At 40.0% G+C, this 26062-nt stretch carries 22 protein-coding genes; 8 read left to right on the top strand and 14 right to left on the bottom strand.

What is annotated here, in order from left to right:
• Positions 1–113: 113 nt before the first annotated feature.
• From gldE to mutY, 3 genes are all read right to left on the bottom strand, one after another.
• Positions 114–1463 (bottom strand): gliding motility-associated protein GldE, encoded by a 1350-nt coding sequence (gene gldE, locus CLW00_RS04050; RefSeq protein WP_106132378.1) that lies wholly within the window; start codon positions 1461–1463, stop codon positions 114–116.
• A gap of 63 nt (positions 1464–1526) precedes the next feature.
• A complete protein-coding gene (locus tag CLW00_RS04045) occupies positions 1527–1979 on the bottom strand; it encodes a single-stranded DNA-binding protein (RefSeq protein WP_106132377.1) in 453 nt (150 codons plus the stop codon).
• A gap of 51 nt (positions 1980–2030) precedes the next feature.
• Positions 2031–3104: an A/G-specific adenine glycosylase gene (gene mutY, locus CLW00_RS04040; protein WP_106132667.1), complete on the bottom strand. Its 1074-nt coding sequence runs from the start codon at positions 3102–3104 to the stop codon at positions 2031–2033.
• A gap of 161 nt (positions 3105–3265) precedes the next feature.
• Here mutY and CLW00_RS04035 point away from each other — a divergent pair, with 161 nt between their 5' ends.
• The 3 genes from CLW00_RS04035 to CLW00_RS04025 all read left to right on the top strand — a co-directional run bounded on the left by CLW00_RS04035 (position 3266) and on the right by CLW00_RS04025 (position 6169).
• Positions 3266–3574 carry an HU family DNA-binding protein gene (locus CLW00_RS04035; protein WP_106132376.1) on the top strand — a complete coding sequence of 103 codons (309 nt, stop codon included), beginning with the start codon at positions 3266–3268 and terminating at the stop codon, positions 3572–3574.
• Positions 3575–3594: 20 nt separating this feature from the next.
• Positions 3595–4413 carry a tetratricopeptide repeat protein gene (locus tag CLW00_RS04030; RefSeq protein WP_106132375.1) on the top strand — a complete coding sequence of 273 codons (819 nt, stop codon included), beginning with the start codon at positions 3595–3597 and terminating at the stop codon, positions 4411–4413.
• A 184-nt stretch (positions 4414–4597) separates the two neighbouring features.
• Entirely contained in the window at positions 4598–6169 is a 1572-nt protein-coding gene (locus CLW00_RS04025; RefSeq protein WP_106132374.1) for an Rne/Rng family ribonuclease, read from the top strand.
• A 320-nt stretch (positions 6170–6489) separates the two neighbouring features.
• On the opposite strand, the gene CLW00_RS04020 is transcribed toward CLW00_RS04025, so the two are convergent.
• The 3 genes from CLW00_RS04020 to CLW00_RS04010 form a co-directional block, all read right to left on the bottom strand.
• On the bottom strand, positions 6490–6951 hold the full coding sequence (locus CLW00_RS04020; protein ID WP_106132373.1) for a YehS family protein: 462 nt from the start codon (positions 6949–6951) through the stop codon (positions 6490–6492).
• 5 nt (positions 6952–6956) lie between these two features.
• Complete coding sequence (locus CLW00_RS04015) at positions 6957–7688, bottom strand: SIMPL domain-containing protein (protein ID WP_106132372.1); 732 nt, start codon at positions 7686–7688, stop codon at positions 6957–6959.
• 185 nt (positions 7689–7873) lie between these two features.
• Positions 7874–9346 (bottom strand): M14 family metallopeptidase, encoded by a 1473-nt coding sequence (locus CLW00_RS04010; RefSeq protein WP_106132371.1) that lies wholly within the window; start codon positions 9344–9346, stop codon positions 7874–7876.
• Positions 9347–9435: 89 nt separating this feature from the next.
• Between CLW00_RS04010 and CLW00_RS04005 the strand changes: the two genes are divergently transcribed.
• Positions 9436–10446 carry a dipeptide epimerase gene (locus CLW00_RS04005; RefSeq protein ID WP_106132370.1) on the top strand — a complete coding sequence of 337 codons (1011 nt, stop codon included), beginning with the start codon at positions 9436–9438 and terminating at the stop codon, positions 10444–10446.
• 159 nt (positions 10447–10605) lie between these two features.
• On the opposite strand, the gene CLW00_RS04000 is transcribed toward CLW00_RS04005, so the two are convergent.
• The 3 genes from CLW00_RS04000 to CLW00_RS03990 all read right to left on the bottom strand — a co-directional run bounded on the left by CLW00_RS04000 (position 10606) and on the right by CLW00_RS03990 (position 14611).
• Positions 10606–11742 carry a DUF4221 family protein gene (locus CLW00_RS04000; RefSeq protein ID WP_106132369.1) on the bottom strand — a complete coding sequence of 379 codons (1137 nt, stop codon included), beginning with the start codon at positions 11740–11742 and terminating at the stop codon, positions 10606–10608.
• A gap of 725 nt (positions 11743–12467) precedes the next feature.
• Positions 12468–13598, bottom strand: coding sequence for a BamA/TamA family outer membrane protein (locus CLW00_RS03995; RefSeq protein WP_106132368.1), 1131 nt, complete (start codon positions 13596–13598; stop codon positions 12468–12470).
• A gap of 80 nt (positions 13599–13678) precedes the next feature.
• Positions 13679–14611 (bottom strand): hydrogen peroxide-inducible genes activator, encoded by a 933-nt coding sequence (locus CLW00_RS03990; protein WP_106132367.1) that lies wholly within the window; start codon positions 14609–14611, stop codon positions 13679–13681.
• 102 nt (positions 14612–14713) lie between these two features.
• Between CLW00_RS03990 and CLW00_RS03985 the strand changes: the two genes are divergently transcribed.
• From CLW00_RS03985 to CLW00_RS03975, 3 genes are all read left to right on the top strand, one after another.
• Positions 14714–15778 (top strand): Fe(3+) ABC transporter substrate-binding protein, encoded by a 1065-nt coding sequence (locus tag CLW00_RS03985; protein WP_106132366.1) that lies wholly within the window; start codon positions 14714–14716, stop codon positions 15776–15778.
• A gap of 61 nt (positions 15779–15839) precedes the next feature.
• A complete protein-coding gene (locus CLW00_RS03980) occupies positions 15840–17423 on the top strand; it encodes an ABC transporter permease (protein WP_425437939.1) in 1584 nt (527 codons plus the stop codon).
• Positions 17424–17434: 11 nt separating this feature from the next.
• Positions 17435–18472 carry an ABC transporter ATP-binding protein gene (locus CLW00_RS03975; protein WP_106132364.1) on the top strand — a complete coding sequence of 346 codons (1038 nt, stop codon included), beginning with the start codon at positions 17435–17437 and terminating at the stop codon, positions 18470–18472.
• Here CLW00_RS03975 and CLW00_RS03970 read toward each other — a convergent pair.
• The 5 genes from CLW00_RS03970 to rbsK form a co-directional block, all read right to left on the bottom strand.
• The gene (locus CLW00_RS03970; RefSeq protein WP_106132363.1) at positions 18469–19467 is read right to left on the bottom strand and encodes a GRP family sugar transporter; all 999 of its coding nucleotides are present in this window, start codon (positions 19465–19467) and stop codon (positions 18469–18471) included. The genes CLW00_RS03975 and CLW00_RS03970 overlap by 4 nt on opposite strands.
• Positions 19468–19470: 3 nt before the next feature.
• A complete protein-coding gene (locus tag CLW00_RS03965) occupies positions 19471–20502 on the bottom strand; it encodes a nucleoside hydrolase (RefSeq protein ID WP_106132362.1) in 1032 nt (343 codons plus the stop codon).
• Between the two features lie 27 nt (positions 20503–20529).
• Positions 20530–22059 carry a nucleoside hydrolase-like domain-containing protein gene (locus CLW00_RS03960; protein WP_106132666.1) on the bottom strand — a complete coding sequence of 510 codons (1530 nt, stop codon included), beginning with the start codon at positions 22057–22059 and terminating at the stop codon, positions 20530–20532.
• Positions 22060–22134: 75 nt separating this feature from the next.
• Positions 22135–23610 carry a hypothetical protein gene (locus CLW00_RS03955; protein ID WP_211300144.1) on the bottom strand — a complete coding sequence of 492 codons (1476 nt, stop codon included), beginning with the start codon at positions 23608–23610 and terminating at the stop codon, positions 22135–22137.
• Positions 23611–23644: 34 nt separating this feature from the next.
• Positions 23645–24553, bottom strand: a complete 909-nt coding sequence (gene rbsK, locus CLW00_RS03950) for a ribokinase (RefSeq protein ID WP_106132361.1) — start codon at positions 24551–24553, stop codon at positions 23645–23647.
• A 189-nt stretch (positions 24554–24742) separates the two neighbouring features.
• Here rbsK and CLW00_RS03945 point away from each other — a divergent pair, with 189 nt between their 5' ends.
• Positions 24743–26050 (top strand): Gfo/Idh/MocA family protein, encoded by a 1308-nt coding sequence (locus CLW00_RS03945; protein ID WP_106132360.1) that lies wholly within the window; start codon positions 24743–24745, stop codon positions 26048–26050.
• Positions 26051–26062: the final 12 nt, after the last annotated feature.

Here is a 26062-nt window from a genome sequence, read left to right as displayed (position 1 = left end):
TTGACGGAATTTTTATTTAGAGGATTCAACAAAAAAATAGAAGTTTCATTGAGGATTCAATAATTCTATCAAATAGGTTAAATGCAGAATATTATTCGGTACAGGTTTTTGGCTTAATCTTCATTATCCCCATTCATTTGCTTCTCACCCTCCCATAGATGAACCTTTACTTTTTTGATCCTTCTTGCATCTACTGCCAAGACCGTGAACTCATATTTTTCAAACCTAATCTTCGATCCATTCTTTGGGAAACTTGAATTGAGCTCTAGTAATAAGCCTCCGAGTGATTCACTTTCTCCCTTGACTTCATCAAATTCCTGTGGATCAATTTCAAGCTTTTTGCAAAAATCATTCAGAGAGACCTTTCCTTCAAAAACAAATGTGTTAGGGTCGATTTCCTTGAAATAAAAATCTTCGGCATCATCAAACTCATCATTGATTTCGCCGATAATTTCCTCTATAAGGTCTTCCAATGTAACAAGTCCTGATGTGCCTCCATACTCATCGACAACGATTGCCATATGAACCCGTTTCTGTTGGAAATCTTTCAAAAGACTGTCTACTTTTTTATTTTCAGGAATAAAAAATCCTTTCCTTACCAAGCTTTGCCATTGAAAATCCTCATCATGATCGATATGAGGAAGCAGGTCCTTGATATATAATATGCCCTCAATGTGATCAATTGTTTCGCTATACACAGGGATTCTTGAATATCCACTCTTGTTGATTTTATCCATCAATTCATGAAAATCCATTTCCATATCGATGGCTGTAATATCCATCCTGGAACGCATCACTTGCTTTACCGAGAGTGTTCCAAAGTTCACAATTCCTTTTAAGATATCCTTTTCCTCATCGGTCGTATGCTCGGTGGTAAGCTCCAAAGCTTGATTCAATTCATCAACGGAAAGGGAATACCCCTTTCTTTGAATTCTTTTTTCAATGATATTAGAAATGGACAGTAACAAAAAAGTCAGGGGTTTTAACAACAAAGAAAAAAAGTAAATGTATGGAGCCATCATCAGGGAAAACTCAATATTTGCTTTGGTAGCATACACTTTGGGCACAATTTCACCAAAGAAGACGATGGCAAAGGTAATCCCTACTGTCTGTACTAAGATTACAATGATACCTGTGGCATTAAACCCAAAAATGGTCCAAGCTACAAATGTAGTGAGCGTAACCATTCCGATGTTGATCAGGTTGTTGAGGATCAATACGGTGCTCAGTAAGTTTTTGGGAGATTCAATTAATGAAATTGCTCTGGAAGCCCTGGCATCGTCCTTGTCCTGAATTGTGGCCAAATCTTCTGATGTGAGAGAGAAAAAAGCTACTTCAGAACCTGAAACCAAGCCAGACGCTAACAGCAAAAAGACAAAAATTAATGCATTTATAAAGATATAGCTGGCCGAAACCGAAGCGATTTCAGCCAGCAACATAATACTCGGATAGGGGTCGTCCATCAATTTATTAAGATGATGATTGCAAAATTAAACATTTCCCAATCAATTCTTCAACTATTTAGCTTAGAAGGGAAGATCGTCTTCTTCTTGTGGTCCTTCAGACACTGCACTTGGAGTAGATACATTTGAAGGCTGCTGCTGCGAATATCCTCCACCTTGAGGAGCACCTCCTCCAGCATTGTCAGGTCTTCCTCCGAGCATAGTAAAGCTCAGTACCCTTATTTTGGTTCTTTTCCTGTTGTTTCCCTGATCATCTTGCCAGGTATCTGATTTGATTTTTCCTTCTACGAAAAGTTGGCTTCCTTTTTTGAGGTACTGTTCGGCGATTTTTGCCTGACCATCCCAGAGCTCAAGGTCATGCCATTCGGTATTTTCCACCCTATTGCCCATTTTGTCCTTGTAAGCTTCAGTCGTTGCCAATCTCAAGTTGGCTACCACTTTGTCCCCTTCCAAATGCTTTACTTCCGGGTCTGCTCCTAAATTGCCTACTAAAATTACTTTATTTACTCCGGCCATAATGTTGATTGTTTAAAGGTTTAATAAAAAGTTTATGATTAAAATTAAGCATTATTTTTCATCGTTCAAATACTTTAAGATCAGTCTTGGTTTGCCTAAATCTTCAAACCTTTCTCTTTCTACTATCTGAAATTCGAATAATCTTGTCCACTCTGCTAATCGATCGATTTCACTTGGATCAATCACAAACTTAACAAAGTTGGCAAAAATTCTTTGATGGGTAAGGATATGTTTATAAGTATATGAAGAATTCTCGACATTAAGTGTCTCAATTTTTTTCAAGGATTCCACAAAATCAGGTAAAAGATCAATCAATTTGCTTTTCTCAGAGACTTCAGTCATCGGAAAGTCAAATAATCCCTGCCAGATATCACCTTCGCCTCTTTTCTTAACAACAATGTAATCACCACATGTGATATAAGTGTATTTGAAGTACCGTTCTTTGATTTTAAGCTTTTTTATTTTTAAAGGAAGTTCGGCAACAATTTTTTTGTTGTGGGCAAAGCATCCTTCCCTGAGTGGACAAATTGTACAATCGGGGCTTTTTGGCACACATTGTAGTGCACCAAACTCCATAATCGCCTGGTTGAAGGTTCCGGCAAAATCATGGGGAATAAGTTCATTTGCCAATTTTTCAAACTCCTTTTTTCCTGCAGGGCTGGCAATGTCAGTAGCCACACCAAAATATCGAGACAAGACCCTGAAGACATTTCCGTCTACTACCGCTACGGCCTCTTCAAATGCAAAAGAAGCAATTGCCGCTGCAGTGTAAGATCCGATTCCTTTTAGTTTGAGTAAATCTTTATAATTGTCTGGAAAAACTCCTCCGTATTGGTTAAACACCATTTTGGCACATTCATGAAGATTTCTGGCCCTGCTGTAATATCCAAGTCCTTGCCACAATCTCATGACATCCTCAGAAGGAGCATTGGCCAAACTTTCAACATTTGGATAATTTTCCACAAACTTCAAAAAATAAGGTAGTCCCTGAGCTACACGTGTTTGCTGCAGGATGATTTCTGATAACCAAATGATATACGGGTCTTTGGTGTTTCTCCAAGGTAAATCCCTTTTGTGTCGGGGATACCACTCCAATATTGTATGGACGAAAGGGTGTAAACTCAAAACGGTCTTAAATTTCAATATGAAGGCAATGTTAAACAATTCAATCTTATTTTGTGCTTTTTGTTTTTATATTGGATTGCTTCCTTTAAATTTGCAGTCCCAAAATTAGTTGGTTAATAGGTCGTTAAGCTTATTTGATAATAATTTAAATTAATTAGACAGTGACTAAAGCAGAAGTAATCACAAAAATTTCGGATAAAACCGGTATTCAGAAAGACGATGTAACTCAGACTGTTGAGGCATTCTTCAAAGTGGTAAAAGATTCCATGGCGGACGGTGAGAATATTTATGTAAGAGGGTTTGGAAGCTTCATCAACAAGAAGAGAGCGAAGAAAATTGCGAGAAACATCTCTCAAAATACCGCAATTGTTATTGATGAGCACTACGTACCGGCCTTCAAACCATCGAAAGTTTTCATCGAAAAAATCAAAAACAGTAAAAAAATTAAAGAACTAGCACCTCAGGATTAATCCTGAGTGCTTTTTTCCTTATGAAAAAATCCCAGATCATTATTCTCGTCATTGGTATCGTCAGTATTATTGTGCTGTATTCGTTGCCTAGAGTTGTTGTGGATAATGATGAAGGGAATATGGAAATCAGAGCAGAGGCTGATGAAGCTGGCACAGATGCTGCCGAGCTTCATGATGCTGATATTTCTGAATCCGTTCGAAATAAGATTTCTTCACTTTCTCAGAGAATGAGTATAGAAGAAGATAAGGGAAAAATCAGTTCTTTGGCAGATTCCTTAGCTGCAGAATATACACAGGCGGGCAAATTTGACTCCGCTGCCTACTACCTTGAACAGGCCGCTCTTAAATTAGACAATGCTGAACTCTGGGAAAAAACAGGTACTGCATATTATGAGGCTTATACATTTGCACTAAACGAGCAAAAAATAGCGTATCTTGCCGATAAGACGAGAAGCTATTTGAATAAAGTGTTGGATAAAGATCCGACTAGACTGGATTTGAAGACTAAGGTTGCTATGACATATGTGTCTTCCAACAACCCAATGCAGGGTATTACCATGCTGAGGGAGATCCTTGAAATAGACCCAAATAATGAAGATGGTCTTTTCAATATGGGAGTGCTATCCATGCAATCCGGTCAATACAAGAGAGCAGCTGAACGTTTTGAAGAACTGGTGCGTTTTCATCCTGATAACTTGCAGGGACAGTTCTACTTAGCGGTAAGTTACTTTGAGTCCAAGCAAAACAACAAAGCAAAAAAGCAATTTCAAGATGTTAAAAACATGACTCAAGACCCGATGGTTTTGGCGAGTGTTGAAAGCTACCTTGAAAGATTATAAATAATTGTTCCACTTTAAATCTTTAAAAATATGCCTTGCGGTAAAAAAAGAAAGAGACATAAGATCGCTACGCACAAGCGTAAGAAGAGACTTAGAAAAAACAGACATAAGAAGAAGTAATAATTACTTCTTCTTTTTGAGTTTTTACACAACACGTTCATTTATATTATAAAAACAGACACGATTGAGCACAGAATTATTAATTGATTCTACTCAAAGCGGTAGTCGAATAGCACTTCTCAAGGACAAAAACCTGGTGGAACTTCACTCAGAAGGTGGAGAAAATCAGTTTAAAGTTGGTGACATATACTTGGGGACAGTAAGAAAAATCGTCAATGGGCTCAATGCAGCATTCATTGATGTGGGCTATGAGAAAGATGCATTTTTGCATTATCAGGATTTAGGTCCTCAGATCAACAGCCTCAATAAATTTTCAAAGCTCGTCCGCAACAATAATAACCAAAATGTCAACCTTAAAGGTTTTGAGAAAGAAGCTGACATAGAAAAGCTTGGGAAAATTTCCAATGTACTTTCTAAAAACAATCAGGTACTGGTGCAGGTGGTCAAAGAGCCCATCTCCACCAAAGGCCCGAGACTATCGTGCGAGCTCTCCATCGCGGGTCGCTATTTGGTATTGGTACCATTCTCCGACACTGTCAATGTATCTAAAAAGATACGAAGTGCAGAAGAAAGAAAAAGATTGGTACGACTTATTACTTCTATCAAGCCTGCCAATTTTGGTGTAATCATCAGAACAGTCGCAGAAAGTCAGTCCGTAACCGAACTAGACAAAGACTTGAGAAACCTTCTTACCACTTGGGAAGAGGGAATGAAAAAACTACCCAAAGCAAAAAGCCGCGAAAAAATTATCGGAGAGATGAGTATGGCTTCCTCTATCATAAGGGACCTTCTCAACGAATCATTCGATGCAATCACCGTAGAGGATGAATTGATCTATGATCAAATCAGGTCTTATATCAGATCTATTGCCCCTGAAAAGGAAAAAATAGTCAAGCTTTTCAACGGAAAAGCTAAGCTCTTTGAAAATTTTGGAATTGAAAAGCAAATCAAAAGCTTGTTTGGTCAGACGATAAGTCTTCCACAGGGCGGATACCTCATTATTGAGCATACCGAAGCCCTTCACGTCATAGACGTAAACAGTGGAAACAAGTCAAACCAAGAAAGCGAACAGGAAATGACGGCCTTAAAAACCAACCTGGTCGCAGCCAAAGAAATTGCCCGACAGTTGCGCCTCCGAGATATGGGAGGTATCATCGTCATTGACTTTATTGACATGAAAAAAGCCGATAATAAAAAGGCCATTTTTGATGCAATGAAGGATGAAATGAAAGATGATAGGTCCAAAAACACGGTGTTGCCTTTGACCAAATTTGGTCTAATGCAGATCACTAGACAGCGTGTAAGACCTGAAGTCAACATTGTCACCAAAGAAACCTGTCCTTCATGTAATGGTACAGGTAAGATCCAAGCCTCCATTTTGGTGGCTGATCAATTGGAAAAAGACCTCGAGCATATCGCTACCATCCAAAATGTTTCTAACATCCACATCGGATTACACCCTTACCTTTTTGCCTATTTTACCAATGGGCTGATTTCACCAAGGGTGAGGTGGTTTTTCAAATACTTTAAGTGGGTAAAGCTGATAAAAGATTCTTCCCTACCTGTGACGGAATACAGATTCCTGGACGATTCAGGAGAAGAAATAGAACTTACAGTAAAAAGCGAGACCGAATAGGTCTCGCTTTTTTTGGTTTATGGCTTTTACAATAAAATTGTAAACTTTGGAAAAGTTAAAATCCCAAATTGTATCAGAGATACCGATAATCTAAAGGTATTATGCTATTACTATTTACAGATTGGAGTTTTGTTATTATGGCTTAGTCAAAGGTGTCCCTCTATCAACTTATGTGACTATTGTTTTTTATGGTAAAAATCACTCCTTTTATGCTTCAATTCGCAAGTTGTGGAAACTAATTAAATGTTATTTATTAGAATTAGATTTTAACCTAAGTTTCCCAGTTTCGAAATCAATAATGATACTGAAATACTCAACTTTTAGTCGCCTCTATATTTCTCCTGCAATCCCCTCAAAAAATACCTCAAGACCTGATCTTTGCAGTCTCGATATTGGCTTTGTGTCGGTTTTCTGAATATCGCGCTCAACTCGTGTTTTGAAAATCTAAAATCTACTTCATCCAACATTTCCAAAATATCCTCATCTTTGAGTAAGAGAGCGATTTTTATTTTTCTAAATATGGCATTGTTATTCAGCCTCTTTTCAGGCACAGGATCTTTACCCTCCTGCTTTCCCCTGTGCTTGATGATAAAGCCATTCAGAAAAGCTGCCAAATCTATATCGTATATAGCTTTGTAATCTTCATCCTCTTCCTTCTTAAGCCAGTTACTTACTTCTTCCCGCGTGGTTTCTCTGCCTCCATTTTTAAAGAGCTTGATCATCTGATCATCGCCCAAATCAAATGTATACCTGAGTGATCTTATTATGTCGTTGTTGTTCATAGACTTTATCTGACTGCGTAACTGAGACGCATGGTGATGGATGCAGTTTTTTCCCTTGCCCCTGTATTGAATGTTCCTCCCCAAGAATAGTCTTCTGTGGAGTTTTGACCGGTAATCTGAAAAATCCCCATATTGGCTGAAATCAGTTTGCCCAAAGTTGCTCCGGAGTTTTCAGCAATCTTTTCCGCTCTCAACCTTGCATCCTCTGTTGCTTTAGAAATCATCTCTATTTTCAGACTTTCTAGTTGGGTATAGTAGTAGCGTGGTGGCTGGGAATAAAATTTCACGCCTTGTAGAAGCAATTCTGTTATTTCCCTGGAAATCTGATCAACTTTATCAACTTCCTGAGATTCAATTTGCAGTGATTGGTTAAGTTGATATCCTTTAAAGGTCTGACCCATATAATTCCCCGAACTGCTATAATTCTGATCATAAACCGGATTGGTATTGATGGCATTAAAAATAATCTTTTCCTTGGGAATTCCTTTGGAAACAAGATAATCACTCACCGCTTTTCTGTCCTTTTCAAGGTCTGCGTAAGCATTTTTGATATCATAATTTTCCCTGCTGAAATTACCTTCCCATACGACAAGGTCAGAACTAAAATTCTGTTGCCCGAGTCCGGTAACATCAATGGTGCCTGATTTCTGATGCCTATTGATAAACGCATTGCCAAGCAGTGCAGATGCTATGATGATGGCAAGCGAAAAGATAAATGGGGAAAGGTGTTTTTTCATAGACTGGAGATAATTTAATATGTATATCCGCTTTCATACATGTAGAATCTAAATAATTGAATTAACCTGTGATTTCGAACCAATATCGATAAATATCCAATATCAATTAGTATCCCTTTGCCCAAAAACCCTCGTTTAATTGGTTAGTGGCATGATTGCGGATAATCATATATTTTAATTTAAATTTACATCAATCTTTGTTTAAAATCCATGTCTTTAGGATTTTCCAAGTCAATCAGGTAGCCATTTACCAGCGCATATTTCAATTCTCCATTTTTGGCAAGGAAGAAATTTGGCACCTTACCGGTATTGATCATGGATGGTATTCTGTTTTGGTTTTTCAGTACCATAATCGGCAATCTATGAAGTCCCATTCCTTCTTTCACCTGGATGGCTAGGTATCCTTTTTTTAAAAGATCAAAAGCCTCTTCAACACTTACTTCGTCGACTGATTCAAAAGTCTCCTCATATATTAGCCCCTCCACGATTTCCATTCCTTCTGCATCCAGTTCTTCGTATCCATAAAATATAGACAAATCTCCTATATCCTCAATTGCTCCTGTCACAAAAAAGCTTCCAGCCAAGTCTGTTTCTTTTCTCCTGATTCCAATATCAGTAGGGTATTCGTAGACTCCCTTGGTAAGCTTAAGGTTGCGGATAACCACATCCATCAAACGAAAGGAATTGTCTGGGATTGAATAGTAAGCATCAAGACTATGCTTTTCATAGCTTTTATTGGCTATCTGCTGCAAACTATTCAACATAGCCAAGAAGTTAAGTCTTCGAATCTCCTGTTTTTCAGGGTCCTTGTAATATCCTCCGGATTCGATCAAAATAGTACTTGTACCCCATTTCTGGAAGTTATCCCCAAAAGCCCTTGGTTCAAAGGCGTCATCATATTTACCAACTTGTCCAGGCACTACTTCCTGAAGCATTTCATTCATGCCCACAATCACCTGCATGGCTCTTTTTCTGATATCATTGACTTCTGTTTCGTAATTATATGCTGGAGCCAAAACTGATATTGTAGCCGGTTTTTCGGTATCACCAACGGTATAAAACGTGGATTGGTCGTGGAGGTTAAAACCAAATTCAGGTGAGAAGCTTTCACGAGCATTTTTGAGAAGTACTGCCTCAGGTGAGGCTAGGCGAATGGCGTCCCTGTTGAGGTCAATATCGAGGGCATTTCTTCTGATCCATCTATTCATACCATCAGGATTTACAATAGGGATAAAACGGATGGTAAGTTGACTTTTCAAAAATTCTCTCATTTGATCAAAGTCATCTTCATTTCCTTCTATAAAATTGAAAAGATCAAATAGTGCCATGGTCGCGGTACTTTCATTTCCGTGCATCTGAGACCACAACATCACCTTGATTGGGCCATCTCCCCATGTCATTTGGTAAATGCTTCTTCCTTCTACGGATTTGCCTATTTCTTCGGTCTGAAACTCTCCTTTTCTATCCTTAACCAGGTGAATGACGTCCGAGTGTTTGAAACGCCTTTGAGAAATACTTTTCTCTTTATATTTTTCATATGCTTCAGAAAGCTGTGTTGTAGATAGTTCCGGAAAGCTTTCCTCTTGTTTACATGAGGTGAGTATCAATAAGAAAGAAAGAATTGTTAGTATTACCGAAGGGTAAAAGGGAGTTTTCATAAACTGTCTGGCTTGATTTTAATGCCCTAAGTTATGAACTTGGCAATTAAAATAAATTTACTTTTGCCTTAAACTCAAAAATAACGCGCATGAAGCTTTCATTCTTTGTCAAGGATTTGCCACTCAAACACACTTTTACCATTGCCCATCAAAGCAGAGATGTACAAGACACCGTCATCGTAAAACTTGAACATGAGGGTCTGTATGGTCTAGGGGAGACAACTACAAATCCATTTTATGGAATGACCGCACAAAATATCTGCGAAAACCTAGAATCAGTAATCAGCAAAGTAGAGGGAAATACGTGGGAATCTCCATCAGAGCTTTGGGAAATGTGTCGCAATGACTTTTCAGCAAATCCCTTTGCTCAATGCGCTTTGGATTTGGCAGCATGGGACATTTACACCAAGTCCAAAGGACAAAAACTGTATGAGTATTTGGGTTTAAGTCCAGAAAATATACCAACCACCAATTTCACGATAGGCATTGATACTATTGAAAAGATGGTTGAAAAAATGAAGGAAGTAGAATGGCCCTTGTATAAAATTAAGCTGGGGACAGACCATGATCTGGAAATCATCAGAGAGCTTCGAAAGCATACTGAAGCAGTTTTTCGAATAGATGCCAACTGCGCATGGACTGCAGAGCAAGCAATTATTTACTCAGAGGAGCTTTTGAAACTCAATGTGGAATTTATGGAGCAGCCTTTGGGGAAAGATGACTTGGAAGGAATGAAGGAAGTTTTTAAGTATTCCAAACTCCCTGTAATTGCAGATGAAAGTTGTATTGTCGAATCTGATGTGAAGAAATGTTCAGGGCTTTTTCACGGAATCAATATCAAATTGGTGAAGGCAGGCGGCATTACGCCAGCTTTAAGGATGATAAAAGAAGCCAAAAGTCTGGGCATGAAATGCATGGTAGGTTGTATGACAGAATCCTCTGTTGGCATCACTGCCATAGCACATATCGCCCCTTTACTAGATTATGTGGATATGGACGGAGCCATGCTATTGTCTAAAGACATTGCCAGGGGTGTTGTCATCACGCCCGATAAGGTCACTTTCCCTGAAGGAAATGGGATAGGTGCGGAGATGGTTTGAGAGATGATGAACTGACGAACTGATGAATTGTGGAACTGTGTACTTGCCTGCCTTAGGTAGGATTGATTAACTTCCAATAGAATTGTTAAAGGTTAAAAGTCAGGATTGTGGTAAAGTGGGAGCGTTGTCATGCGGATGGACTGCGGGACCATTGGGTTTTTAACTCTCTATTGTCAATCTTACATATGCCAGCTCATCATCTAGGTTGAGAAACAGGTGAATTTTCCCATCTTTCACAAATTGAGGATTGGGTATTTTGGAAATCAGGTCTGAAGTTTCTTTTTCCCCTACGAGTTCAAAATCCTCATTCAAAATGCTGAGATAGGTTTTGTGTCTTAACTCTTCACCATCAATCCTCGGCATAGCTTTGTAAGAGAATCTGTAAAAAACCTTATTGACATCATCCCATAATAAATTCCCAAAATTTATCTCTTCTCTGATTTGAGTGGCAACTTTCTGTAATTCTTCCCGGGAGTCAACATTGTTCTGGTAACTTCCTGACTTGGAGTTTGGCGTCAATGCATTGTCATATTGCCTATAAATTAACGTGTCTTCTTCAGAGTTTAAATGGTAAATGCTATTTGTGTAATTGGTAGCCAGCAAGATATCGTCTTTCCACAAGGTAAAGTCTTGGGAAGGAAAAGTAGCGGACATCCCTCCACCTTCTATCTGCCAAGTAACCCTATATTTATCCCTATCTTCAAAATTTGGCAGTTCGATTACCCTTTTGGTTTTTTGCTCCAAATCCAACTCTAAAATATCTGAATCCAGCTTTTTAAATGCCATAAAAGTGCAATAGAGTTTTTTCCCATCTTTGGAAAATCCAAGAAAATTCAACTGTCCTTTTTCATCTATACCTTCACTCATCCAATCTTCCCGGAGATTGATTCTTTCCAAAATATTGGCTTGGAAATCAGTTATGCTGATCTTTCCTTCCCAGCCAAGAAAAGCCAATCTATTCTCAGCTACAGGCCTGATCATATAAGCGTTTTCACCGACCCCTTCAGGCCCCTCTTTTTCTACTTTGATCTTTTCGGAAAGCTCCATTTTTTCAAGATCAATTACCTCAAGATTTGCACCTTTCGTATCCCAGTTGAAAAGAAGGTTTTGATTACTGGAAACCGCTATTGCTGAGCTTCCTGTGGCTGCTGCCATCAAGATTTCATTCTTGGAGTCTACTATCACTGTGTCCATAGAGATGGAAAAGTCAGCATACATGTTTGAAGATTTCTTATCATCATTCCCTCCACATGAGGCCAAAAAAATAACCAAGAATCCAAAAACCAGCTTTTTCATAGTTATCATAATTATATTTTTTACAAAGAATTATATCAAGTGCTTATCCAATATGTACTATTCTTTGATTAGAGAAGAGGATTCAACTAAATACCCATCTATATTAAACTAAATCTATAAAATATCCAAGATCTTTTAGTTCAAAAAATTTATATGCTTTAAAATCGCGTTAAAAAAACAGTAATTTTTAGTCAAAGTCTGAAGATATTGAAGCAAAGGTTTATATAATGATGTTTCCTTCAACCCCTCTCGGGGTTGGACTTCACATAAATTTCACGGTGCACTGCCTCCGAGTTACACTCGGGGTAAATACCCTTGCTGATTTTAACACTGGAGGTGTTAAAAATTGGCACCCCCTTCAATCTACTTTCCATCAGATTTCTCCTGCGTACCAATGACAGATTTGTGTGGGCGTCACTTTGAGTGAAGCACAGGGTCTCCTAGCATAAACGGTAGGAGATCCTTCAACTCCGCAAGCCTGCCTACACGAGGTAGGCTCCGGTAACCAATGACGTATTAAATATTTCACGCAGCGCTCGCAGCGATTTCGCAGCGGCCGCCGCGAGAAAACAACTGTCATTCCCTTTCTGTAAATGCCAATTTTTAAAATCTCGAAATGACCTCTAGAACTGTTTACATTACACCAAGCTCTAAACTTTCCCAAAACCTCTGTCTTGTATCTTGTTTCTCGCTTCTTTTTTTCATCCTTTATCCCACATCTTTCCTCAAAAAGCTTCTCCTATAAACAAATAAAACCCAGATCCCTCCTGAGTAAAAGCCACGTCAAAGCGCGTGTAAATGTCTTTTTGGGGAAATAATAAAAATCTTAATCCTCCTCCTGCTGTCCATACTACTTTGTGTATGGAGGCTTTTGAAAAATCCGGAAAGACAGTAGCTGCTCCTGCAAAAGCTGCTGCTCCTATCCTGTCTGTAAATCCAAGAGGAAGTGGTAAAAACCGATATTCCACTTGGGTAGCCAACTGGTTATTGTCCCTAAACCTGCCAAGATAATAGCCGCGCATCATACTGTCCCCACCCATCAGGGCCATCTGATTGAAGGGGACATTTCCCCAATTGAACTGCCCTAAGAATTGCAAAGCCAATACATTGGTCTTCCCTATTGGCCGGAATATTCTCGTATCAGATATCACCGTGGTAAAGTCAAATGTGCTCAGCGCTCCCGAGTATCGAAGGAGGGCCAATTCAGAAAAATTACCTTTGCGTACGTTGAGTACATTATGGCGGTCATCATAGACCAGGCCAGCGCCTATGCCCAGGTTATTGGAGCCCTCACTTCCCAATGGCCTTTCAAATACAGGAGCTTCAGGCGAATCTTTGAAAGAGACTCCGGACATGCGTTGGAAATCGAATTCCAATCCGAAATAGAGGTTTTTCCTTAGTTCTCTCAGCACCCTCTCTTTAAGCATAATCTGATTGGCATCTACAAGAGAAAGGTATTCTTCCGGTGCTTCCATACCTATGCCATGGTATTTGAGAGGAAAGCTCTGTATCCTCAAGCGTCCCAAAAAAAACCACTTGTCTCTATCTGTGTAATTTGCGTGGTCAAACCAGATGCCGAATTGATTTTCTAAAGTGACAAAGGTGAAACCATTGATTTCACTCAAGCGATTGCTTGTATCCCGGTTTGCATAATAGACATAGAGTGAAGAAAAGCCAATTTCCCAACTTGTTTCGGGTGCATAGGCCAAGGTAGGATATACCAAAAATTGGGGCCTGCTTACTTCCGAGGTATCATTGAGTAAATTGGAAAGATACCTGGTGAAAAAATTTTGAGAAAAAACATCACCTTGACTCAGTATGATAAGAGCGAGTGAACAAATCAGCTTTTTGTACATAATATTCTTCAAACAAGAAAGAACCCATTAAAGTTGAATAGCACTAAAATATACCACTTTTATCAAGATCATTCTGATTGTCATTTGAACCTGACTATTTTACCATGTGCTTTGGAAGTCATTTCTTGCGGAATGGTATCTGAGATCTCCCGATACAATAACTCTACTAGTTTTTTCTTCAAAAAGCTCCTTGTCAGCACAATGCTGACTTCTCTTATTGGTTCTTCTCCTTCAAATTTCCTAAGTCTCCCTTTTTCTTCCTCATTCAGAGAAAAAGTAGCCAACTCTGGCAGGAGTGTAATCCCTGTATATTGGTTTACCATATTTCTTAAACCTTCCAAAGAACCACTTTCATAATGAAAGTTCATGCGTTCAAACTTATTCTGATGGCATAAATTCAGCACTTGATCCCTGAAGCAGTGGCCTTGCTGAAGCACCCACAGGTCCTCAGTTTCCAAATCAGCAACTGATATTTTTTCTTTTTTAAGGAGTTCATGATCCTTGGACAGATAAGCACAGAACTTTTCATAAAAAACAGGTTTTTCCAGAATTCCCGCTTCTGCCAAAGGTGTCACTACGATACCCAGATCCAGTTCATCGTTTTTGAGCTTTCTGAGGATTTCCTCAGTGACTGTTTCTTCCACCTGAAGTTTGACATTGGGGTACTTTTCCAAAAAAGACTTGATAAACCTATGCAATAAATAAGGTGCTAGAGTAGGAATAATGCCAACCTTTATCACCCCGCTTACATCCCCTTTGAGCTGAGACAAAAGCTCATAAATTCCTTTACTTTCTGATACTACCCTTTTTGCCTGATCTATGACCTGAATGCCGATTTCTGTTGGTATCACGGGCATTTTGGATCTGTCAAAGAGAATGACGTCCAATTCTCTCTCCAATTTGCTCACTTGTGCACTCAATGTAGGCTGTGTCACAAAGCAAGACTCTGCAGCATGACCAAAATGCCTGTGCTTGTCTACCGCGATAATATACTCAAGCTGTTGAATTGTCATTTTACCTAAAACAAAAACCTCTCAAAACGATTAAAAACCCATAAAATGGACATTGAGCAAATATAAAAATCTTTTTCTTTTTATTTAGATTTGATTTAAATAATGATTAATTTCGCATCCAAATCAAGAAAAAAAATGATCAAATCAATCCTAAAATCGACAATCGTTTTATTATTTGGAGGACTTCTTTTTTCCTGCGGAGACGGTTCCCAGGAAGATGTAGTCAACGTGTATACCCATAGGCATTATGAAGCCGATCAGCAATTATTTGACAAGTTTACTGAAGCCACTGGCATCAAGGTGAATGTAGTGTCAGCTTCAGCAGACGAACTCATACAAAAGCTGGAACTGGAGGGTGCAAGTTCTCCTGCAGATGTTTTGATCACTGTTGACGCAGGCAGACTGCACAGGGCTGTGAGCAAAGACCTATTACAAGAAGTTAGTTCGTCGACATTGGAATCCAATATCCCTTCTAAATTTAGAGATCCAAAAGGTTATTGGTTCGGGCTTACATATAGGGCCAGGATTTTTGCATACAGCAAAGAAAGAGTCAATCCCGAGACGCTAAGTACTTATGAAGCCCTTACTGAAGAGGAGTGGAATGGTCGTGTCTTGACAAGATCTTCAGAGAACATATACAACCAATCTCTACTGGCTTCTATTATTGCCCACCATGGCAAAGAGGGCGCAGAACAGTGGGCTTCCGCACTTTTGGCAAATATGGCTAGAAGTCCAAAGGGCTCTGATAGGGATCAGGTAAAAGCTGTAGCAGCCGGTGAGGGCGATGTGGCTATAGTCAACACGTATTATATAGGAATTATGCTCAATGATTCTAATGAAGAAGAGAGAAAAGCGGCTGAAAAAATAGCTTTGTTCTTTCCAAATCAGGATGACAGGGGTACACATATCAACATTTCTGGAGCGGGTGTGACCAAGTATGCACCAAATAAGGATAATGCTGTTAAATTAATAGAATTCCTGTCCAATCAGGAGTCTCAAGAACTCTTAGCAAATATCAATTTTGAATACCCTGTTAATCCAAACGTTGAGTTTTCTCCCCTGTTGAAAAGCTGGGGTGAATTCAAATCAGATGACCTAAATCTATCCGTTTTGGGAGACAACAACAGTGATGCAGTAGTCATTTTTGACAAAGTAGGCTGGAAATAATAAAGCATTGAACATAGCAAAAAAAGGTTACTATTGGTGGAATAAATGGACTGGCTATTCAATGCTGATTTTGCTGTTGATAGCCACACCTCTATTCACAATTTTCTTTAAATTATTTGACAAACCAGGAGATAGTTGGCAGCATATCGTCAACAATCTCCTTTTTGGCTATTTCCAAAACACCATTCTGATTTTAATAGGTGTAGCCATCATGACTTTTCTATTGGGAGTGAGTACAGCATGGCTGGTTTCCAATTATGAATTTCCCGGAAGAAAGTATTTTGAATGGCTATTGATATTGCCCTTAGGTTTCCCAGGGTATATCATGGCCTATACTTATGTTGGTCTTTTGGATTACACAGGGCCTATTCAGGTGTTTTTGAGAAATACTTTTGATATCCAAGTGAGGGGGAGTTTACTGGACATTATGAACCTGCCCGGGGCGATCTTCATTTTGTCAATCACACTTTTTCCATATGTGTTTTTGATTTCAAGATCATCTTTTGTCCAACAGTCCAAAACATTACAAGAAGCTTCTTTTCTCCTAGGGAAAAACAGGATGCAGACCTTCTTTAAGGTAGCGCTTCCGATGGCAAGGCCGGCAATAGTGGCGGGAATAGCATTGGCTTCGATGGAAGTCTTGAATGACTATGGAACGGTAAAATACTTTGGAGTCAATACATTTACGACCGGGATTTTCAGGGCATGGTTTTCTTTGGGAGATGCCTCCACAGCCATTTATTTAGCTGCTATTTTGATGGTATTTGTTTTTGTCATTTTGTATATGGAATCCGCACAAAGGGGAAATCGCCAATATGCATCTTCCAAAGATGTTCAAAAGCCCCTTATCCGTACCATCCCCACGGTTGGCAAAAAGATCCTCTACACTTCAATTTGCACCATTATTTTCCTGGTTAGTTTTTTCGTCCCTTTTCTTCAGCTTCTGCACTGGGTGAGTATGACGTATTCCAAAGTGATCAATGCTGATTTTTGGCTCTTGGTTTACAGGAGTTTTGTCCTTGCAGCTGTCAGTGGTGCTGTAGTAGTCGCATTATCTGTGATTTTATTGTATACGCTTAGACTCAGCCCATTCAGATGGGTCAAAAACATTACCAAGGTGGCCACCTTGGGCTATGCCATTCCAGGTGCAGTCATAGCGGTAGGGATTATGATACCGCTTTTGTCTTTGGACAAGTGGATTTATACCACTTTTATTTCAGCAAAAGCTGCGGGATTGTTTTTTTCGGGAACTTTATTGGCCCTGATATTTGCTTATATCGTCAGGTTTATGGCTGTAGGTTACAATCCGGTAGAAGCTGGCTTCCAAAAAATAGGCATGCATGTCAATGAAGCGAGTAGGTTGCTTGGTGCAAGAAGTACAAAGACCTTGTGGAAAATCGACCTTCCGCTTATCAAGACCAGCCTTATATCAGGGATATTGTTGGTTTTTGTAGACGTATTGAAAGAATTACCCTTAACTTTAATTCTTCGGCCATTCAACTATCAGACCTTGGCTACCAAAGCATTTGATATGGCTACCAATGAAATGATCGCAGAGTCGGCCAATGCCGCTTTGATTATTATTTTGACTGGGATTATACCGATAATTTTCCTTAACAAACTGATTAAAAAAAGAGAGCCTTAGGCTGAAATAGGATGAAGATTTTATCACTCCAGAATGTTCATAAGAAGTATCAGGACGCAAAGGATTTTGCAGTAAATGACGTGTCATTTGATGTAGAAGAAGGTGAAATTCTAGCATTGGTCGGTGAAAGTGGGTCAGGTAAAACTACTGTACTCAGACTCATAGCCGGACTTGAACATCCTGATTCCGGTACCATTTCTCTTTCCGGACACATTATAGTTTCCGGTAAACAATCAGTCCCCGCAAATGAAAGGCAAGTAGGGATGGTGTTTCAGGACTATGCACTGTTTCCACACCTTACTATTTTGGAAAATGTAAAATTCGGACTGAAAAAAAGTGCTGGAAATCCAACCAAAATAGCGGAGGACACACTCAATCTCGTAGGATTATCTGAAGATTATCAAAAATATCCTCACCAACTTTCCGGCGGTCAACAGCAGCGTGTGGCTTTAGCAAGGGCAATAGCCCCAAACCCGAAAATACTTTTGATGGATGAACCATTCAGCAATCTTGACGCTATGCTAAAAGATCAGGTGAGAGAAGAAATCCGACAAATCATCAAAAAAACAGGTATTACAGCTATTTTTGTCACTCATGATACCAAAGATGCCTTATCAACTGCGGATCGTGTAGCCATTTTGCATAAGGGATATTTGCAGCAGATTGACATTCCCAAGCACCTTTATGAAAGCCCCGTCAACCCTTATGTGGCTAACTTTTTTGGGAAAAGAAATGAGATAATAGCCACCCCACTCGAAGAAGGATGGCATACTACTTTTGGATTTATCGCAGATACTGAAGCCAAGAAGTATAAGAACAAAGTCAAGCTAATGTTCAGGCCCGAGCATGGTGAAGTGGTGAAGCGTGATGGCCAGCAGCTGACAGGAAGAATAGTCAAAATCTCATACTTTGGCAGTCATCAAATGGTGAAATTAGCTGATGATGAAGGCAAAAGGGTCACCATTCGTACCAATCCGGGACGGTCATTCGATGGGGTAGAAAGATCATTTTTCTACCTATGGAAATACGATATAGAGGAGGCTTTTTAAGCTCCTGCATAGACAATCAAGGATAGCCCGATTATAAACAGCATAAACATACCTCCTAGCAAAACATTAGTGCTTTTTGGCGCAGCCTTAAATTCTTTCCAGATAAACACCCCCCAAAAGGCTGCAACCATAGTAGCTCCCTGGCCTAATCCATAAGATATGGCAGGGCCTGCTTTTTCGGCTGCGATGATACTAAATGACATCCCCACACACCAAATGACACCCCCCAAAATCCCTACTAAGTGAACAAATGGACTGCCTTTGAAATAATCAGACCCCATTAGTGGTTTACCTTCTATCGGGGTTTTCATCAAAATGGTGTTGAAAACAAAATTGCTCAATAATATTCCTATTGAGAAAACGAACACAGCTCCGTAAGGAGTGAACTTACCGCCTTCAGGTTGGGAAAAGTCCAAAGACATAGATTGGGCGACAAAGAAGTAAAAAAAGGACATCAAAAACCCACCCACCAATGCCAGAATCAAACCTATTCTCGGGCTTTTTTGCTTAGATTGAGCCAGCTTTTTGTAAGCGAATGCATCCATTACAATCGCCATTACGACCAAAGCCACTCCCAAAAACAACAATATGGGATCCCCTTTTTGCTCGGAAATATAATTGACAACCACTCCCAACACCAAGGCAAGACCTATTCCTACAGGAAAAGCAACCGACATCCCTGCATAAGCAATGGCAGCTACGATTAGGATATTTGCCAAATTGAAAATTACGCCACCTATAAAAGCTAAGGTGTAGCTCTTTGAATCTGCCTGAAAAAGGTCTTCGGAAAAACTCCTGCCAGCATCTCCTGTGCTGCCTAAAGTGAATCCAAAAATTACAGCCAGCAGGACAATGCCAATCACATAATCCCAATAAAACAACTCAAAGCGCCATTTGGAGCCAGCCAATTTCTGTGTGTTGGCCCATGATCCCCAGCACAACATGGTGATGAGGCAGAAAACCACCGCAAGAGAATACGATTCTATGATGTACATGACTTATGGCTTTTTGGGTAGGACGAGTTCATAATTTTTTAATGTTGTGTAAAAATCATCAATGACCGCATCAGCGTCAAAGTTCTCCCACAACAACATTTTTCTTTGATTTTCAGGTCTTTCTACCCATTGATTGTCAATAAGTATTGGAGCTGGAACTTCAGATTTTTCACCCCAGTTGGGATTTTTCAGAACAGCTGCTGCCACCATGTCAAACAAAGCCCTTGATTTTGAGTCATCATGATAATCAATGTGTTCAAATAAACTCACAGCATAGTCACCGAAAGTACTATATTCACCCCCGTGACGACCTTCAATGGCTTCATCAATTTTTGGTCCCATTCCAGGCATATTTTCATTGATTTCTTGTTGGGTTACTTTCACTGCATCTGTCCCGCTTGGCTCTCCATACCTGACGGTGACCATTTCAAAAGGTACTTTTGTGTTGAGCACGTAATTCATGGAGACAGTATCATTGTCCTGATTATATTCTCCAGGTTTTGGGTAATTGGAACCAAGCCAAACCACACGCATTTTCTCCGCGATGCTTGGATCTTTTTCCAAGGCCAATGCCACATTTGTCAATTTGCCTACAGCCAATAGAATCAGCTCCTCACCTGACGTATTTGCTTGCTCAATGATAAAATCTACGGCATCTTTACCATCATATTGAGATTCTTGGATATTAGGTCTGATTTCTTCAAATGAGCCATCTGCCCCTTTCAGCAAAGGAATCTGTCCATAACGCTGCCCAAGTTGAAGGATACGTTTTGCCTCCTCGTAATGCTCATCAATATTTCCACCGCTGCGAGTCGCATTCACAGTTACACCTTCCAGGTCAAAAGTGGAGCCGTTTACTAGAATGTACATCAAGGCAAATTGGTCATCCAATTCATTATTGGCATCAGTGTCATAAAGCACCCTAATCATTGGCTGGACTGAGTCTGCGGTTTGCGCTTTGTTTTCCTCTTCCGCAGGTTTGCATGAAAACAAAAGCACCAAGGAGAAAATTGTTAGGAAAATGGGCTTATTCATAGTGTTATTGGGTTTGTTGATAATTTTTTATTCCAAGATAATCCTTCTGTAAGTAAGTAGTGAAGGAGTACCTGAATCACTTACTTCTAAAATCAGGTGTATATTATATCCTTTAAGATCATTTGGAATTACTAATTCCAAGCTTTTGTCTGTTGTGTTGCTCATCTGAAAATCCCCTAGATAGGTATCTGCTTCTTTGTATCTAAACCATCTGAAAGAAAGTGTATCTCCATCAGGGTCTGAAGAAGCTGAAGCGTCAAAGGTTATTTTTTCACCTGGCTCTCCAGTAACCCTCAATACTTTAGAAGTTGTGTCTCCATTGACCACAGCTTTCGGTTCTCTATTGACTTCTCCACGATCTTTGGTAGACCATAGGAGTCGGTTTTTGAAATTGTTGCTCACTGCCTCATCCCATCTGCTGAGTTCTGTTTGCTCTATCCCACAGGTATAGAAATAGGAATCCGGGAACCCTTCTCCCATAGATTGAAATCTCGAGCCCCAACTCCCCTGTGTAGGATCCAAAGGGTCATTCAAGCCAAAAACCGAACTCAATAGATAAAAGAAAGAAGGGCTGTCTCCTTCTCCACCATTGTCATAAATCTCAGACATTGGGCCATGCCCGTTGACATCAGCGGGCCCTATGGGCTTTTTCCAATCCGGATCACGGCTCCAGACATAATGCCAGAAGTGACCATTGTCATAAAGTACTTTTCCCAAGCTTACAGGTTCCTCTCCATAAGTAGGGATAGCTGTTCCAAAGTCTGCACAGGTATTTTCCTGCATTTTGACAAAGTCTGCAAAAAATTCAAAAGTGATGTCCTGAAACAGAATTCCGAATAAATGAATTTTGGGAAGTAATTGCAGGAACTTTTCCTGACCATGCTTTTCTCTAAAACGGTGTAGTGCCTGTACTAAGGTAATGGTACCGCCCCAAGCTTGAATAAAAATGGGCCGCTTATCATCTTTTTCAAAAATTTCCACCAAAAAGTCGCTACCCTCAGAATCTTTTGGCTCTCCTTTCGGTGTCATTCCTTCACCAATCCAGTCATGAAAATAAACCGAATCCCAAGAACTGGTGACATACCTATCTGCAATGTTATCAGAAAACTCCAAGGTATTGGTCAACCAAATGATCGGAAGGGCACCTCGGCCCCGCTTGGTAATTGCCATCAAATCTTCATAATCCGGTAAACCTGGATCATGTTTGCGCAATTGGGGCAACTCTTCCTTGTAAGCTTTAAGTATAGACATGGCCTTATCCCAAGGTCCTTGGTCATCAAAATTAAAGTCGGGAAGCTGATTGGTCACAATCAGTGCTTCAAGGTCAAAATAAGAGGAATAATAAAGGTACCTGATCAGAGAATTGCCATCATCATGAGTCATATCCGACAGTATGATAGTTCTGATTTTTTCATGTTCAGTAGATTCTTCATCAGAAGGTCTTAATTGACATCCAAAACAAATTGAAACCAATAAAGTGAGGTAAGCCACATTTTTGGCCACAAATTTAGACGTAAGCTGATCGCCAAAACTCAATCCTTTTTTGCTGTTATCCATGTTTCTCATTTTAGTCCTTCTTGTGGTTATATATGCATAAAGGATTCTGGTGTCATTGTTTTATTATATGTGATTTTAATCCTTGGAAAAACCTCCATAAGGCCACCATGGATTTCTATAGTAGGGAGATTCTACCACTACCTCTTTTTCGTCCCATACATAAGTCAGCCTTACTTTAATCCAATGATTTTGGGATAAAACATCATTGGCAAACCCCTTGAAATCTATTTCCTCCAGTATTTTTTCAGCACTCAAAACTGATCTGTTGTTTACAATGCATTCGAATTTGTTCACTTTAATTTCCTTTGGACCGCCTTCAATATTGACGCTTATCACATTACCTATTTCTTTTGAAAAAACCAGCTCTAAAGAAGGAGACCCTTCACTTCCGGTAATGTCAGAAAGCAGCCTAAAAAAATCACGCTTTCTGGGAGAGCTTATTTGCCAATTAACGGGAACACCTTGGAAGCCTAAATTGTAATCCAAATTTTCATTTGGTTGACGAAAATCAAAAAATCCCCAGCTCGTAAATGACTTTACGCTTGATACAAAATTGTTTCCCTGCTCTTCCCAACCTTGATCAGTATTTTTCCATGGGATATCATCCTCATTGTTTACAAGAGGTTTTGAGCTGTAAACACTTTTTTTTCTGATCTCTTCAGAGATTTCAGTGATCCTTGAAGGGTCATTAACACCATTGCCATGGATAAGTATAAAGTCGGATGCTTCTACAATTTTGTCAGTTGGGATATGTCCACCTGCCAGCGATGTAGATACGTAGAGGCTTGCCCCATCCCTAGTTATTTGTTTGGCCATTGTAATCAGTTCATGCACCCTATCGCATTTCAAAATTGCATGATCATAAGAACCAACGGAGCACTCATTGTTGATTTCAATTATTACATTCGTGAATCCTTTTTCGAGGACCCACTCAACGGCATTTTTTACCGCATTGTTAATTGCCGTTTCATCAGCTAAGTTTTGGTCCTCACCAAAATAAAACAAGCCCAAAATCACCACCATTCCCAATTCATCGGCTCTGTTGAGAATTCGCTCAGTTCGCTGCATAAACGCTGCTCTCAAAGATCCATCACTTTCAAACGCAGAATTGTCCCATGGAAAAGTATTGCAATAACCATAGGGGCATCCTCCCTGCAAATTGAGAGTAAAGCCAAGCAATCCATGGACGCGCCATGAAGCCATGGCTTGGACAAATTCTTCGGTATTCCGATCAGGATCCCATGCTTCAATATCTGGATAGGCCCATTGACTTCTGGTCTTTGGATTAAGATCATCAAATACGCCTTGCACCATTCGGGAATTAAACAAAAGTCCTTCAATTGGATATTCTTGCCCATCAGAAGTGCTCCAAAAGCGACCTTGGTACGTAGGGGTTCCGTTAATAAAGAATTTATCGCCTACAATCGAAACCTTAGTTTTCCTATCTTCAGCATGATCCAAGGCAAAAGTCTGGGCTTGAGTTTTTTGGATAAATAGACAAAAGACTGAAAAAGAAAGAATCCTGATAATGGCATTGAGTGAATCTTTCATTTTTTGAATTTGTAATGACAAATGAATTTCTTTTTTAGCTCAGTTCTTCCAAAGTAGGAATGGAGGACTGGGCCCCTAACTTCTGTACCGACAAGGTTGCAGCTCTGAGCGCAAAAACCACAGCAGATTTTAGATTTTTGCCTTTTGCCAATGACACGGCCAAAGCTCCATTGAAGGTATCTCCAGCTGCGGTAGTGTCGATGGCCTTGACTTTTTCTGTAGGTATGATTCCTTTAAATCCCTCAGAAAAAACGTATGCTCCTGAAGCACCCAAGGTGATGATAACATTCTCTACTCCTTTGGAAGCCAATTCAGAAGCGGCAGCATGCGCACTTTTTTCATCGATCACCTTGATACCTGAAAGCAATTCTGCCTCTGTTTCATTTGGAGTGATCAGGTATAAACCCTTGTAAAATTCTTCACCTAAATCCGAGGCAGGCGCTGGGTTTAATATTACTTTCTTATCAAATTTTTTAGCTAGTTTCTTGCCTGCCAAGACCGTTTCAAGTGGGATTTCAAGCTGCATCAACAGGATTTCAGCTTCAGCAAACTTTGATTCTGCTTTCAATAGGTCCTCTTTGCTCAAGAAATGATTCGCACCAGGTGCAACAATAATGGTGTTTTCACCTTCTTGATTCACTGTAATCAAAGCCACTCCAGATGGCTGTTCATCGTTCTGTTTGATTTGACTGGTATCAATTCCTTCTTTTTTGAAATTGTCTAAGTTATTGTTGCCAAAAAGATCCTTTCCCAATTGGCTGATGAAACACACCTTTCCACCGAGTCTTGAAGCTGCTACAGCTTGGTTCGCTCCTTTTCCGCCAGGTATCAGAGAAAAATCACCACCAATGATGGTTTCTCCCGGTGAAGGGAAGTGGCTGGTCTGAATGACCATGTCCATATTGGCACTGCCAATGACGAGAATATGAGGGGAGTTTTCCATTACCTTACAAATAAAGATTAAGGCCATTTATAAAACTGTGTCCTTAGCCTTGTCCATTTTAGGTTTATTAATTTTCAATAAAGCACTTTTTGAAGTAATATTATATGGTACTGTTTCCAAAGTAGCAAATATTCATAGGATGAGAGGACTTTGGAAGTGATAAAACAATTAACCTAAACCCATTGTAGCATGAATACCAAAAAGTACAATTTTTCCAGGAGGAAATTTATTGGCGCATCTTTGCTTAGCGCCGCGGGGCTTTCCTTTTTACCCAAAACCGGTTTTGCATCCAGTCCGGTTTCGGCTGAAGACATCCATCAGGTTCGTCTGGGCTTTATAGGAGTAGGAAGACAAGCCATGGGCATCCTCAATGGCATGATGAGAATTCCAGGAGTGGAAGTCAAAGCCTGTGCGGATGTCTATGAGATCAAAAGAGAAAGATTTTCAAAAAGAGTAGATAAAATCAGCGGTGATATTGGCAAAAGCTCTTCCAAAGTAGACCTATATGCCGATTACAAAGAGCTGCTCAAGAGAGATGATATCGATGCAGTGGTCATTGCTTCACCTGACCACTGGCACGCCCTAATGGCCATAGATGCCTGCAATGCAGGCAAGGACGTCTATCTGGAAAAACCCCTAACGCTTACCATCAAAGAAGGGCAGGAGCTGATCAAGGCCGTTCGGAAAAATGGGGCTGTCCTAGCCGTAGGCAGTCAACAGCGATCTGATATCAATTTTCAGCATGCTGCACGAATGACTTTAAAAGGAAAAATCGGGAAGGTGGAAAAAGTCCTGGTCCATGTAGGTCAGCCCGAACACCCCAAACCTTACGATTTGGAAGAACAATCATTGCCTGATGGGCTTGACTGGAAAGCTTGGTTAGGTCCTCTTTCATACATGCACTACAATGAACAGCTGGCTCCATCTATTTCACTGAGTCCAGAAGAAAATGAAAAATTCTGGGGAGCATGGAGGTGGTACAGAGAAACAGGTGGAGGGTATATGACAGATTGGGGAGCACATATGTTTGATATAGCCCAGTGGGGATTGGGTATGGATCGCAGCGGACCAGTGAAAGTGATACCCGGCACAAGTAACAGCCCATTAACCTATCAGTATGCCAATGGTGCAGAAATGGTTGTTGGTCCTTTTGATGAAGGAAGGCAGGGAGTAAAGTTTATTGGTGATAAAGGTTGGATTAAAGTTTCAAGGGGACAGTTTGATGCCTCTGACAAAAGTCTTTTCCCAACCATGGAAAGGCCAGATTTAGGCTATCCACCACACTATTGGGACTTTATAGATTCTGTGATCAAAAGAAAAGACCCTATAGTACCTGTCGAGGTCGGGCATAGTACCTGTGTCATCTGTACAATTGGCAATATAGCAGATGTTTTGGGGCGCCCTTTGGATTGGGATCCAGTATCTCAGTCATTTCCAAATGACTGGGAAGCCCAGTCTAAAATTCATTACAATTACGAAAACGGATTTTCACTCTAACCCATAGCCATT

The sequence above is a fragment of the Mongoliibacter ruber genome (assembly GCF_003003005.1).
Taxonomy (GTDB): domain Bacteria; phylum Bacteroidota; class Bacteroidia; order Cytophagales; family Cyclobacteriaceae; genus Mongoliibacter; species Mongoliibacter ruber.
This window is presented reverse-complemented; position numbering and strand designations above follow the sequence as displayed.